The organism is Chlorogloeopsis fritschii PCC 6912 (genome assembly GCF_000317285.1).
Classification (GTDB): Bacteria; Cyanobacteriota; Cyanobacteriia; order Cyanobacteriales; family Nostocaceae; genus Chlorogloeopsis; species Chlorogloeopsis fritschii.
Map to the genome: position 1 here is coordinate 19333 of NZ_AJLN01000060.1, position 13265 is coordinate 32597.

At 40.5% G+C, this 13265-nt stretch carries 20 protein-coding genes; 19 read left to right on the forward strand and 1 reads right to left on the reverse strand.

The window, feature by feature from the left end:
* Window positions 1-237 precede the first annotated feature (237 nt).
* The 19 genes from UYC_RS0109285 to UYC_RS40320 all read left to right on the forward strand — a co-directional run bounded on the left by UYC_RS0109285 (window position 238) and on the right by UYC_RS40320 (window position 11677).
* A complete protein-coding gene (locus UYC_RS0109285) occupies window positions 238-2484 on the forward strand; it encodes a ribonucleoside-diphosphate reductase subunit alpha (RefSeq protein WP_016879474.1) in 2247 nt (748 codons plus the stop codon).
* A complete protein-coding gene (locus UYC_RS0109290) occupies window positions 2468-3580 on the forward strand; it encodes a ribonucleotide-diphosphate reductase subunit beta (RefSeq protein ID WP_016879475.1) in 1113 nt (370 codons plus the stop codon). Before UYC_RS0109285 ends, UYC_RS0109290 begins: the two co-directional genes overlap by 17 nt.
* Window positions 3581-3678: 98 nt before the next feature.
* Entirely contained in the window at window positions 3679-3870 is a 192-nt protein-coding gene (locus UYC_RS0109295) for an NblA/ycf18 family protein (RefSeq protein ID WP_016879476.1), read from the forward strand.
* Window positions 3867-4310: a dCTP deaminase domain-containing protein gene (locus UYC_RS0109300; RefSeq protein WP_016879477.1), complete on the forward strand. Its 444-nt coding sequence runs from the start codon at window positions 3867-3869 to the stop codon at window positions 4308-4310. The genes UYC_RS0109295 and UYC_RS0109300 overlap by 4 nt, the downstream gene beginning before the upstream one ends.
* Before the next feature lies 1 nt (window position 4311).
* Window positions 4312-5100, forward strand: a complete 789-nt coding sequence (gene thyX / locus UYC_RS0109305) for an FAD-dependent thymidylate synthase (protein ID WP_016879478.1) — start codon at window positions 4312-4314, stop codon at window positions 5098-5100.
* 142 nt (window positions 5101-5242) lie between these two features.
* Complete coding sequence (dut, locus tag UYC_RS0109315) at window positions 5243-5869, forward strand: dUTP diphosphatase (RefSeq protein WP_016879479.1); 627 nt, start codon at window positions 5243-5245, stop codon at window positions 5867-5869.
* Between the two features lie 66 nt (window positions 5870-5935).
* Window positions 5936-6565 carry a hypothetical protein gene (locus tag UYC_RS36070; RefSeq protein ID WP_016879480.1) on the forward strand — a complete coding sequence of 210 codons (630 nt, stop codon included), beginning with the start codon at window positions 5936-5938 and terminating at the stop codon, window positions 6563-6565.
* 10 nt (window positions 6566-6575) lie between these two features.
* Window positions 6576-6767, forward strand: coding sequence for a hypothetical protein (locus tag UYC_RS0109325; protein ID WP_016879481.1), 192 nt, complete (start codon window positions 6576-6578; stop codon window positions 6765-6767).
* Window positions 6768-6974: 207 nt separating this feature from the next.
* A complete protein-coding gene (locus tag UYC_RS0109330; protein ID WP_235181614.1) occupies window positions 6975-7130 on the forward strand; it encodes a hypothetical protein in 156 nt (51 codons plus the stop codon).
* 143 nt (window positions 7131-7273) lie between these two features.
* A complete protein-coding gene (locus UYC_RS0109335) occupies window positions 7274-8458 on the forward strand; it encodes an RNA-guided endonuclease InsQ/TnpB family protein (protein WP_016879483.1) in 1185 nt (394 codons plus the stop codon).
* On the forward strand, window positions 8455-8661 hold the full coding sequence (locus UYC_RS35460; protein WP_016879484.1) for a hypothetical protein: 207 nt from the start codon (window positions 8455-8457) through the stop codon (window positions 8659-8661). The genes UYC_RS0109335 and UYC_RS35460 overlap by 4 nt, the downstream gene beginning before the upstream one ends.
* Before the next feature lie 109 nt (window positions 8662-8770).
* The gene (locus UYC_RS36075) at window positions 8771-9433 is read left to right on the forward strand and encodes a hypothetical protein (protein WP_016879485.1); all 663 of its coding nucleotides are present in this window, start codon (window positions 8771-8773) and stop codon (window positions 9431-9433) included.
* 2 nt (window positions 9434-9435) lie between these two features.
* Window positions 9436-9861 carry a hypothetical protein gene (locus UYC_RS0109350; RefSeq protein ID WP_040432297.1) on the forward strand — a complete coding sequence of 142 codons (426 nt, stop codon included), beginning with the start codon at window positions 9436-9438 and terminating at the stop codon, window positions 9859-9861.
* A gap of 27 nt (window positions 9862-9888) precedes the next feature.
* Window positions 9889-10038: a hypothetical protein gene (locus tag UYC_RS37695; RefSeq protein ID WP_016879487.1), complete on the forward strand. Its 150-nt coding sequence runs from the start codon at window positions 9889-9891 to the stop codon at window positions 10036-10038.
* A 20-nt stretch (window positions 10039-10058) separates the two neighbouring features.
* Window positions 10059-10262, forward strand: coding sequence for a hypothetical protein (locus tag UYC_RS0109360; protein ID WP_016879488.1), 204 nt, complete (start codon window positions 10059-10061; stop codon window positions 10260-10262).
* The gene (locus UYC_RS0109365) at window positions 10259-10441 is read left to right on the forward strand and encodes a hypothetical protein (protein ID WP_016879489.1); all 183 of its coding nucleotides are present in this window, start codon (window positions 10259-10261) and stop codon (window positions 10439-10441) included. Before UYC_RS0109360 ends, UYC_RS0109365 begins: the two co-directional genes overlap by 4 nt.
* Window positions 10442-10489: 48 nt before the next feature.
* On the forward strand, window positions 10490-10711 hold the full coding sequence (locus UYC_RS0109370) for a hypothetical protein (RefSeq protein ID WP_016879490.1): 222 nt from the start codon (window positions 10490-10492) through the stop codon (window positions 10709-10711).
* 373 nt (window positions 10712-11084) lie between these two features.
* Entirely contained in the window at window positions 11085-11489 is a 405-nt protein-coding gene (locus UYC_RS0109380; protein WP_016879492.1) for a hypothetical protein, read from the forward strand.
* Window positions 11486-11677, forward strand: a complete 192-nt coding sequence (locus tag UYC_RS40320) for an IS1/IS1595 family N-terminal zinc-binding domain-containing protein (protein ID WP_026087783.1) — start codon at window positions 11486-11488, stop codon at window positions 11675-11677. Before UYC_RS0109380 ends, UYC_RS40320 begins: the two co-directional genes overlap by 4 nt.
* Here the strand turns inward: UYC_RS40320 and UYC_RS0109390 are convergent.
* Window positions 11674-13265, reverse strand: a 1592-nt coding sequence (locus UYC_RS0109390) for a recombinase family protein (protein ID WP_235181615.1), incomplete at its 5' end; no start/stop codon positions are given. The genes UYC_RS40320 and UYC_RS0109390 overlap by 4 nt on opposite strands.

Below are 13265 nucleotides of genomic sequence, written 5' to 3' on the forward strand. Positions count from 1 at the left end.
ATTTATTAAGATTTCAACAATTACAAAAGTTAATGGTATAGTTTATAGTTAAACTATCGCACTCCCCACAATAATTGCGATCGCCAAAACCCGCTTGTTGTCTGCGGGTTTTGATGTATCAAAAATCTTCCCTTCTGCTTTGCCAGAATTGCAGATAAATTCAGAATTATTTTAGATTCAAATTTTATAAAATCTTCTACAATATGTCGTTATTGACAAAAGTTATGTCAGAAAATTATGTCTGTAGTGTCAGAGAGATGGGTTATTAATCGGCGTGGTGAAAAAGTTGATTTAGATATATCTAGAATCAAGGAAGTAATTAAATGGGCAGCAGAGGGTCTGGACGTAAATCAAGTCCAACTAGAGTCTGAAATCAAAGTTCGTCTCCACTGTGGAATATCAACAAAAGAAATTCAGAACAATTTAATAGAAGCAGCACTAAGACTAACCTCTTTGCAAAATCCTGATTGGCGGTTTGTGGCAGGGAGGTTATTTTTATGGGGAATGCTAAAAGATATTTCTATTAACCGTGGGTATGGGTACGAAAATAAGGAAGAAGGAAGGAGTAAGAAGGAAGAAGGACGAAATAACTCTCATCCTTCTTCCTTTGTTACTCACGTTCAAAATCAGGTTACAAAAGGATATTACGATCGCAAAATATTAGATTATTCAGTTGAAGACTTGATTGAAGCTGGTTCGTGGTTAGATCCCGCGCGGGATTTAGATTATGACTATGCTGGAATATACCTTTTACAGAAGAGATATTTGACAACAGACGAATTACCACAAGAAGCTTACTTAGTAATTGCTCTTTTGTTGGCTCAACAAGAAGGGGAAAAGTGCTTAGAATGGGCGAAAAAATTCTATGATGCTATCTCACTAAGAAAGATTTCTCTTGCCACTCCCATACTTGCTTATCTGCGACGCCCTAATGCTAATTTGGCAAGTTGCTTTATCGTGGCAATGGAAGATTCTCTTGAGAGTATTTTTAAAACAGTACAAGACGTAGCACGTATAAGCAAACACGGGGGTGGCGTTGGTGTTGACGCAACTCGGATACGTGCTGCTGGTAGTTGGGTTAATGGTGTCAAGAATGCATCAAAGGGTGTGATTCCTTGGTGTTCGGTTCTTAATGCTACATCTGTCGCAGTGGATCAAGGGGGAAAGAGGGCGGGGGCTGTAACAGTCGCACTGAACTCTTGGCACTTGGATATCGAAGCTTTTTTAGAAATGCAAACCGAGAACGGAGACCCTCGTAGAAAAGCAAGAGATATTTTCCCTCAAGTCGTAATCCACGACGAATTCATGCGGAGAGTAGAGGGAGACGAGCTTTGGTCTCTAGTTGACCCTTATGAAATCAGAACAAAATTAGGAATTGAACTTGCCGAGCTTTGGGGAGAAGAATTTGAAGAAGCTTACGAGAAAATTGAAGATGCGATCGCACGGGAGGAATTAACTCTTTGGCGCGAGGTCAGAGCTAAAGAACTGCTCAAGCAAATAATGAAGGTGCGGTTGGAGACCGGTTTACCGTATATCTTATTCAAGGATGAGGTTAACCGCCGCAACCCTAACAATCATATAGGGCAAATACCTTGTGGAAACCTCTGTCAAGAGAGTTATAGCAACGTAGCTCCTAATATGTTTGCTCATACTTGTAATTTAGTCTCTCTCAACTTGGCAAACATAAACCGTGAAGAACTCGATTACTTCTGTGAGTTATCTGTCCGGTTGCTTGACAATTCAATAGATATCACAACAGCACCAATCAAAGAATCTACAAATCACAATACGATGTACCGCACCATTGGCATTGGTATTATTGGTCTTGCTGACTGGTGCGCTAAGAACAATCTTAAATACTCGCACTCTATTTACGAAATCGAAGGTCTCCACGAAGACATAGCTTTTTACAGCATTAGGGCATCTCACCATCTTGCGAAAGAAAGAGGTGCGTATCCGTGCTTTAGTGGTAGTCAATGGTCACAAGGACGATTGCTAGGTAGATCTCTCCAAGAAATAGCTGTTTACTCTCAAAATTTCCCTCGTTGGTCAACACTCGCAAAAGCAATTGAGGAGGAAGGGATTAGAAATAGTCAGATACTTGCGATCGCACCTAACACTGGTAGCGCGCTAATACAAGGTTGTACACCTTCAATCCTCCCAACATTCTCACGCTTACACTACGAAGCTCGTGCTAAAGGTAGCATTCCCGTGTGTCCTCAATTTATTAAAAATAAGTTTTGGTTCTACGAGGAGAATAAAGAATTAGACCAGCAGGTAATTGTAGACACTGTGGCAGCAATCCAGAGGTGGGTAGACACAGGTATTTCGATGGAATGGGTTGTGAACCCGAATATTGGAGTCTCCCCTAAACAGATTTATGAATGGATGCTATCTGCTTGGAAGCAAGGAGTAAAAGCTCTTTACTATCTCAGAAGTTTGCAGAAAGAAACTAAGGAGAATTGTGATGCGTGCGCTAACTAACAACAAGGAAGAGGGAAGAGGGAAGAAGGAAGAAGGACGAAATAAGTCTTATCCTTCATCCTCCTTTCTTCTTACCCCTCCCTTGTTTAATCCTGAAGGTGACGATTCGATTGAGCATCGAGAAATTTGGGGTGGGAATTCGACAGGATTGATGAACTTGAATAATTGCAAGTTTCAGTGGGCGATCGCACTGTATCGGCAGATGCTAGAAAACTTTTGGATACCAGAGAAAGTTGATCTCTCCCAAGATGCTAATGATTACAAGGTTCTTACTGATGATGAGAAACAAGCCTACAAAGGCATATTAAGCTATTTGACATTTCTCGACTCTATTCAAGCTAGAAATTTGCCAAACCTCTCGAAGCAAATCACAGCGCCAGAAATAACTTTGTGCTTCGCTGTGCAGGAGTTCCAAGAAGTATTGCACAATCACAGCTACCAATACATTCTAGAATCAGTAATCCCAGCAAACGAGCGGCAAGGTGTGTACGACTTTTGGAGGAGTGATGAAATCTTGCGTAAGCGCTGTGAGTTTATAGCATCAATTTATCAAGATTATATTGACGATCCCACTACAACTAAATATATGCGATCGCTTCTTGCAGACTACCTACTTGAAGGATTGTACTTCTACAACGGTTTTATTTTCTTCTATGTTCTAGCGTCTCGTCACTTGTGTCAAGGTACTTCTGATGTTATCAGGTACATTAACCGCGATGAGATGACGCACGTTAACTTGATTCAAAAGTTGTTAACTAATGCTGGTATTTCATCTGAGATGCTTTCGGTTGATGAAATTCAAGCAATGTTTGCAGCAGCTGTTGAATACGAAATCAAATGGACTAACCACATTATTGGGAATCGGGTTCTTGGTATCACAGAAGCCTCAACTGAAGAGTATACAAAGTATTTAGCAAACTTGAGGTTAAAAGCAATAGGGGTTCCCGCTTTGTTTGAAGATGTTAGAAACCCTTATCAGCACCTGGAAAGACTTGCTGATACAGGAGCAGAAGGGAATGTAAGAGCGGACTTTTTTGAAGTGACAGTTACCAGTTACAACCAATCAACTTCGCTTGATGGTGATTGGAATTTTTAAAAAAGGAAGAAGTAAGGAGGAAGAAGGATGAAGGATGAAAATATACCTCGTCCTTCTTCCCTCTTCCCTCTTCCTTCTCATTAAAAAGGAGACGGTATATGACAGAGGGTGAAAAACCAATAAAGTTAAGTCTTGAGCAACAATTTACAATTCGTTCTTTTGATTCAAAAGTTGATTTGATGAGTGGTGAGCAAGCAAAAAGTTTTCTCAAAATGCTCCATGAGCAAATGGTTATCAGGGATACCTACTACAAAGAAATACTAAAACATCAGTGGGGGGTGGGAGAGTGATAAATGGAATATTAGGGAGAACCCAATTAGAAGCTTGGGCGAAAGATGGTGGGGTAGTCCCTTTTCATCCTGAGGCGATCGCATCTCGAAATAATGAAATTTGTATTGATTTGTCACTTGGTTGTATAGCTTTCAATAAAACCTGGTTGCCTGATAAACCTTCTGAAATAACTTTTACTCTAGAGGTTCCTCCTGTAACTATGATGCTTGCTAGGACAAAAGAGTATATTGCTCTACCAAATAATCTTGCAGGATTATTGACTATCCGATCCGAGTGGGCGCAAAAGGGACTGAACCAGTTAACTTCAATTTTAGTTAAGCCAAATTGGAGTGGTTATTTAATTCTTGAATTGTACTTTGTACCTTCCTCTGATGAAGACTTTTTAGTGTTATCAAGCGGCGATCGCATTGCACAGTTAGCTTTGTTTGGGGTGGGGTGAGATGGACAATTTTTTTAGAGTAGAAGTCATTAGTCAAACACCAAATCCACAGCAAGTTATCTATGCTGCACTGCACCAAGATTATTCAGATACATTTGTTTATGATGAGCGTGATCATTTTCCATCAGAAGAGGAATGCGGAGAAATAATTATTAAAAGACTGCTTGCTGGTGGAAGAGGTCATTATGGGCCGATGGAACACCCACAGATAGTATTTAACTGTGGTTATTTCCCTCACAGCGTTATGCAGCAGGCTAGAACGCATCGCGTTGGGGTGTCGTTTGATTGTCAGTCTTTCCGATATACGGGGAAGGGGATTGCAAGACTAGGGCTAGAGCTAAAATTGGCTCTTAGCAAATATCAAAATCTTACCGATTGTTTGCAAAACTCACCAGAATTGAAGGATCATCTGGAACGCACAATTTATTTAAGACCAGTAGGTAAGTACCGTGATCGTCAAGGTAAATCTTACAAATACGCAGAAGACGACCTCCTTGATGATCTAGTGGAGTGCGCAAGGTTGGTTATAAATTATTCAAATAAGCTAGAGTCTGGGTTGTCAGAAGAACACGCACGGGGGCTATTGCCTTTTGATTATCGTCAACATTTTGTTGTGTCCTTCAATGTGCGATCGCTTATGCACTTCTTGGATATGAGAGCACCAGCTAATGCGCAACTAGAGATCCAGCAAATGTGTAAATTAATACTACCACACTTTCTTAGATGGACTCCCGCGATCGCTAGCTGGTACTTAAGTCATAGATATACGAGAGCTAAACTTGCGCCTTGACATCCTCCCGCCGCTAACCCTTGCGGGTGTAGCGGGGGATTCCACAGAAGTTCTTGAAAGTCGAGAATAGAAAGTCTTACTGGCTATTATGTCAGAACGCACATACACACGTTGGACTAAAGCAAAACTATCTATTTGATATATGAAAGACATTTGGAAAGTTGTTATTTCGGATATGGAAGCTCGCCGCTTACACGGTTTGCAAGAGTACGGTAAGCAGGTTTCCCCTCACAGTGGCGAAGACTTTTTACAGCACGCATATGAAGAGGTTTTAGATCAAGCAGTTTACCTTAGAGCACTTATTGAGGAGCGGATGAACCCAGAACTTAAATTCACCAAAATCGACCCCCGTGCGATCGCACCATCTTACGCCACAGAAGGTGACTCAGGACTTGATTTGTACCCGGTGGAGGATTTTATTATTCCCCCAGGAGAGCACGCTGTAATACCAACAGGAATTTCTATCGAGTTACCGACTGGGTATGAGGCCCAGGTGCGATCGCGCTCTGGATTAGCAGCTAAATACAAAGTTCACGTCCTCAACTCTCCTGGCACCATCGATAATGGTTACCGTGGCGAAATTAAGGTAATTCTAATTAATCACGGAAGTGTAACCTTTGTATCCCCACACAAGCCTGATGGAAGACTAGCCGCGATCGCACAACTTGTTATCGCACCTGTCACAACTGTGATTCCCGTAGAAGTATCTGATTTGTCAGATAGCCAAAGAGGTACTGATGGTTTTGGCTCCAGCGATTTAAAAGTTTGATTGTTTAGTTGTCACTTTTGACATAAAATTTGTCAAAAGTGCATATCAAAATCAGGTTGAACCGTCATGCATACAGTAGCAATTTCTAGTAGGAAGACTCGAAACAATAACGATTTCTACCCTACTCCTGCCCAGTTAACACATAAGCTTCTAGAGGTTGTAGACATTGATCCGGGAGTAACAATCCTAGAACCTTGTGCTGGAGAAGGTGATATTTTAAATGTTCTCCAATATTACAACGTTGGAGTAGTTGCTTCTGATATATCTTGGCAACCACACCCAGGACAGACAACAACAGATGCCACAGAGCGTTTATTTTGGCATTATTGGAAAAACCGACTCAGATTTGAGTGGGTAATTACCAATCCTCCTTTTAACGAAGCTAGTGCAATACTCCCTTTGGCTTACAAACACGCTTCTGTTGGGGTGTGTTTTCTGTTGCGATTATCTTACCTTGAACCAACAAAAGCTAGAGGTGATTGGTTCCTAGAGCATATGGACAACATGAGCAACCTAATTATCTTTGGTCAGCCTAGACCATCGTTTACAGGCGATCGCAGAGTTGACTCAGTAACTACTGCTTGGATGGTTTGGCGCAAAGATTGGTCTTGGAAAGCTAAGGGGTGTCACTGCCCGTTTGAGTTTGTTTTTAATTGGAGAGACAGTTATGCCGCAGATGTGCTGGAAGCTGGATAGGAACGGACAGATGGCGCTCCATCTAGAAATTGATGGTAGATTTGTACACTTTGCAAATACACCACACAGATTGCCTGAGTACCACAGTACACACAGCGCTGGTTGGTCAACCTATCAAAAACTTAGAGGGGAGGGGTGGGTGTTAGTACCAGCGCCTAAGAAAGAAGAAGCACCAACAAATCCTTATTTGCAAGGTTTGTAGCTTTTAGGTATTTATTTAGTTGTCACTAGTGACAATTGATATGCTGTGATGATAATATATTGGTATGCCTCCAGATAGCTGCGAACTTCTGGAGGCTTCGTTAACCCCTAATTGTGGTCGGAGCCAACATTGGATAGTTTATCAGAAAATAAGTTTTTTAACCTAAGTGCAACATTAGTCACGTTAGGTGTGGTTGGTGCTTTTGCATTGATTATACCATCTTTTAGCGTCACCAGTGACGGTTCTAGCTCGGAAGATGTTTCCCGGCATGGTGTAACAGATCGTAACCTATGCAAGCAGATAGCTAAAAAATATGGTTGGAAGTTACAAGAAATAGTGGGAAGTTTGAAAGCCCACCAGTAACACCCTGAAAATTTTTTGGATTTTCAGGGTGTTATGTCCTTCAGGGGTGGGATGAAAAACGACCCAAGCGACTTTAGTCGCAGTGACATCTTGTATTTATTATCTGTTTACGCTATAATTGCAGCGTAACTTAATAGTTGTCTATGTTAGTATACGAGTTCAAGTTGAAAGGCAAGCAGCAGCAGTTTAATCTGATTGATGAAGCAATCAGGACTGCTTTGTTTATCCGTAATTCTTGTGTCCGTTACTGGCTAGATAACAAACAAGTTGGTAAGTATGACTTAAGCTCCTACTGTAAAATTCTGGCTAAAAACTTTGAGTGGGCAAGTAAGCTCAATTCAATGGCTAGACAGGCATCAGCAGACAGAGCTTGGTCGGCAATTTCTAGGTTCTACAGTAATTACAAGAAAAAAGTTCCAGGTAAGAAGGGTTTTCCAAAATTCAAAAAACGTGGACATTCTGTTGAGTACAAAACAACAGGATGGAAACTTTCTGAAGATAGAAAATATCTAACCCTGACTGATGATTTTGAAATAGGAAAACTTAAGCTAATTGGGACTTATGATCTGCATTTCTACCAAATTAAGGATATTAAACGTATTAGGCTGGTTAAGAGAGCAGACGGGTATTACGCTCAATTCTGCATTGCTGTAGACCGAAAGATCAAAGAAAAGCCAACTAAAAAAGCCGTAGGATTAGATGTGGGGTTGACCCACTTCTACACTGACTCAGATGGAAATAAAGTAGACAACCCTAAATTTTTGTGTAAGTCAGAGAAGTCACTCAAGAAACTGCAAAAACGGGTGTCTAAAAAATTCAAGAAAGGTCAACCGCAGTCTAATAACTACAAAAAAGCTAAGGATAAATTAGCTAGAAAACACTTGAAGGTCAGTAGGCAGCGTAAAGATTTTGCTGTGAAGTTGGCAAGATGCGTTATTCAGTCGGCAGACTTGATTGCTTATGAAGACTTGCAAGTGAGAAACATGGTTAGAAATCATAAATTAGCTAAAAGTATTAGTGATGCAGCGTGGTATCAGTTTCGATGTTGGCTTGAATATTTTGGAAATATCTACGGCAAGATAACTATTGCTGTAGCTCCTCAATATACAAGTATTCATTGCTCATCTTGTGGTAGACAAGTTAAGAAAAGCTTGTCAACTCGTACTCATAAATGTATTTGCGGTGCCCAGTTATGTCGTGATGAGAATGCTGCACTGAACATTTTGGCTAAAGGACTAAGTACGGTAGGTCATATCGGAACTAACGCTTGGGGACAGAACGACCTCTGTTTAGACTTGGAAACAAGTGTAAATAAGTCGGCTGGTTGAACCAAGAATCCCCCGACTTCAAGTCGGGGGAGTGTCAAAGAACAGGAGACTGGGAGGTTTCAAAAGTTGATGTGTATGAAACGAAAACAGAAGGTGCTGAGTTTGATGTTATTGCTATTTGTTGGTGTAAATATTCACCAATCAATAGTCCCTTGAAGCAACTACCAGAAATTCAAATTCACCAAGATTTGCAAGAGGTTTAGATATTTGTCTCTACGTAGTTCATCGACAACCTGATTGGCACAATTGACAACTAAATATAAAATAAAAGAGCGGGTACCACTCGCTCTTTTATCGTTTAGTAGGTAAATCATGCCTAACATTACTAATTCTAACCCATTTGATAGTATCCGTCACGTTGACGAAGAAGGCTTTGAATTTTGGTTAGCTCGCGAGTTAATGGTTGTCATGGGGTATCCCAAATGGCAGCATTTTGAACAACCTATTAATCAAGCCATTGAGAACCTAGAACTTAATGGTGATAACATTTCAGATCATTTTTTACGGTCAAGCGTCAAAAAAGATGGCGAGACCAGGGGACGAGTTGGGAAAGATTATAAACTTTCTCGATACGCTTGCTATATGGTTGCTTTATGTTGTGATGGAAGAAAAACAGAAGTCGCTACAGCCAAAAAATACTTTGCCATCAAAACTCGCGAAGCTGAAGTTGCAATTCCTCAACTCAATGATCGCTTGCGGGAGCTAGAACTCCAATTAGAATTAGCCAAAACTCAAGAAAGGTTATCTATCAATCAGCACAAGCTATTAGCAACAGTTCATCTTTTAGAAACTATTTCCCCAGGACTAGCACCACTAGCATTAGGTAATCCTTCTGCCGTCGTAGAGCGCACCGAATACATTGAGCGCGTAATCACACCTGATGGCGAGGCACATGAAGGTGTTGGCATAACTCATATACAACGCAGACTTGGTTTCAAAACTACTAAGCAGGCCTGGGCATGGTTAGGAGAATAAATATGGGTACAACATTGGATTATGTACTACAACTTAAAGAGGTTTACCAGAAAGTAGCTGATTTGGAAAAGTCATTACCTAATAACTTAGGCTATATACTAAATTCTGTCCTTGGAAGTTATGAGAACCTTTTTAATAGGTTTTGTCCTTTTAAAGTAGGAGAGAGAGTTGTTCTTACAAAAACACCAGAGATAGACAAAGAATCTGGTTGGTATCGTGGCAAGCATTTTCTTGTAGAAGGGGCGATCGCTACCATCAAAAATAGGGATTATTACCAAAATAAATTTGTTTTTTACTTAGAATTTGAAAACGAGTCTTGGATTGATAGTAACGGTGAAATTCATTTATACGATCCAGAAAGACGTCACCACTTTGCCTTTAGCGAGGATTTTGTTGGTAATTGCTTAAATGTCAATAATGACATATGATATGTCATAAGTTAAAAAATAGAAATTATGAATTATCAACAAAAAATTTTAACTAGGGCGAAAATAGCGAGTCGGTTATGGTACGAGCGATACGGCGATCGCAAAGATTTAAAGAGTGATGAAATACTTCAATTGTGGCGAGAGGCGGGGGGACTGATTGAAAAAGAAGCAGCTTAAGTCAGCAACCCCGCACTAAAGTGAAAGAATTAGTTGGTGCAAATACTGTAAAATATAGAGTTTATCACTGGTGGCAAGGTGATGACTGGTCTGATCCGCAGTGGGTACATAGCGGTGATTTTTCGGAGTTAAAAGCAAAAGAAAAAGTTGTCCAACTAAAATCCACTGGGTTTAAGCTAGTCAAAGTAGTCAGGATTGATTCTGAGGAAGTAGCGATCGCATGAATCTAATACATAGCGAGGACAGGATACCACTGAAAGATTTACCACCAGGTAGTCTATTCCAATTTGGCAAGACTATTGCACTTAAATCTGAATACGTTTCCGACAATGGAAGGATAGAAGCTTTTATTGTGGGGACTGGGAATACTTTTTTGGTGGCGTTACACTACCAGAAGAAGTAAATAATCTATTAGTAACACCTTTAGAAATCACACCTTCAGAAGTTTTTTATGGTATTGACAAAGAGTGATGATTCAAAATTAGTTTGTTTCGTCATGGGGGCGAAAATCATCAGGCGCTATGAACCACAGGCAGAGATGTCTGTAAACAATGGATTTATATACGTCGGCAACTATGAATTGTCTTATAGCAGAATGACTCAACTTGAAAAAGAAATGATGGAGTCACTAGGCTGGATAGAAGGAGATGAAAGCTGGGCTTTCTATGCTTAACTTATGGATGAACTCACTAGAGACATAATTATAACTTTTGATAACCCAGAGAACGCTGCTAGGTGCTTTGAGTACCTTTCACTCAAATTTGGTTTTCAAACAAAAATAGAGGATCACGTTGTAATTGTTCGTTGTATTTTGATATATTTTGCTGAAGTCTGGGAATTGATCACTTGTGACTATATAGAGTCCCGCGATCCGTTGTCACTTCATTTAGAACAAATTAACTTCAAACCTATTAACGGGGAACAAGGAACAGGGAATTAAATAAACTGTTGCCTGTTGCCTGTTGCCTGTTGCCTCTCCCTAAGGGGGTTGACACTTCAGAGGAGATGATACGATAATAGTTATATAACAAACCGAGATAACTATTATGTCCTTAACAACGGCAGTTACTACTAAAAAATACGATTCTCTAATAGAATGCCCTCGCTGCTGCGGACAAGGTTACATCCAAGCTTACAGCCACATTAAAGGAGGTGTTTGCTTCTTATGTGCAGGCGCTAAAGTAATTGAATTAAGAAAAAAATACATCAAGAAAGATAAAATTGTTTGTAGATTCATCAAAGGACATTGCCACCAATATGATGCAAACTGGAAGTTACAGTGGGTTTATAAAGAAACAATTTCAGTTTCCTTTGACGGTGGTGAAACCTTTGAATTTGTTCGCACTATTGAAGACAACAACAGAGAACAAATGCGATCACTCTGGTTGTGGTGCAAACAAAATGGGGCAGAAATGCTGCAAAAGAACAAAGACTTAGAAACTGAAGAATGAATTGCCCTCATTGCCAATCATCAAATATTGTCGCCTGTGGCTCCCAATCTAATGGGAGTAAAAAACATAAGTGCAAAGAATGTCTTAAAACTTTCACTGAAGGCGGTAAGGCTAAAGGCCGCCCAAAGCAGTACTCTACTGATTATGATAGGGTCAAAGCCTGGAGAAAGCGCAGAAAGCAAAACTAAAATCTCAACTTAACCTCTATGACAACGGGAATCATACGCTCCCGTTGTTTACCATTTTTGTAGAATTCCAAAACTTTTTCTTGCCCTACTAAAACATAATCAACAAAAGTTATATACCCCTGTCGTTTGTCATTTTCCGACTGCCGCAACCAATCTTCTTTTGACGAGAAAAAAGCCAACAACATCATTCTTAGATGCTCATCCACATCATCTTTGATGACTCGTGATTGTTCTAATTTGGCAATTTGCGATCGTAGTCTAATTTTAAGAGACTCAATTTCTGGATCGTCACCCCAAGACTCAGCCCGCTTCAATTTTTCTCGTGCTTCGATTAACTCTGGGGAATCGGGTTCTTGCTGCTGTATTGCAATGGTATTATCAGCTAACTTATCAGCCGACAAAACCAAAGCGTCTACTATGGCATTCTCCAAAATATCCTCCCGAATCATCCCTCTAGCTTCACACGATCGCTGCTGGGAGTAACCACGACATTGATAATAACGAAGTTTGCGATCGCCAATTTGCTTCATAGCCTGCGCTTTAAGTGGGTACCCGCACAAAGCGCACTTGGCTATTCCAGTCAATAGATTTTCTTGTCGCCGACCATAAGATCCAATCTCATAGTTTTTAGCTAGTATCAATCTAATTTGTTCCTGCTCGCTGCGCTTCATTATTGCATGGTCTGGGTGGGTATCTCTGATAATTTGATTTGAGCTTTTGTAATGTGTATCTCCAACCAAGACAGCACTTAATAGAAGCTTCCTTACCCCAGAAGGACAAGGACGGAAAACCCCAGAGCGAACACCTCTAGATTTCTTGACTACTCCAATAGCCTTTTCAATGGAATCTCCATCCTCTAAAACAAAAGAAATTTCTTTCTGGTTTGGTGTCCCCGAAGGATATCCTATCTTCTGAATGCCATATCGAGCAAAGGCCCTCTTTGTAGTGGCTCGAAGCGATCGCGTCTCGAAGAACCAATCTTTCAACTCTATGAGTAAATCAGAGCGAGACATTTCTTGCTTGTTCTCAATCAAACATAGAAAAGGCCTGGTATCTAACGCATATTTACCATCACGGCGGATGTATCCAAATGGGACTTGAGAGGTTGCGATACCCTGCGATCGCCGATATTCATTACCTTTCTTGAGGCGCATCCTGGTAGTCTTTAACTCCCTTCTGGCGAAGACTACACCAAGCATTGCTGCGAATTCACCATCGACACTGGATAAATCGATATTTTCGTCGATGGCAACTAGTTTTACATCATACTTATTAAAAATCTCACTTAAAAACTCAAGTAATCCCGGAGAGGAAGTTACTCTGTCCATGCGAGTGATTAGCACCTTGCCGATTTCACCGCGCTTAATATCTTTTACCAGCTGGTTTAGTCCCTTGCGATCGCGCTTGTCCCGACTACCAACATCAACATAAATTCTACTAGCACCAGCACTTTTAAGGCGACCGTACTGCTGAGAAAGTCCAGTTTCAATTTGTTCGTCTGTGGAAACTCTTACAAGCCCGACAGTTAATCTAAGCATGGAGTGTAGAAAATTTGGACATAAGCTATTTTGCCATAACACATACTTTA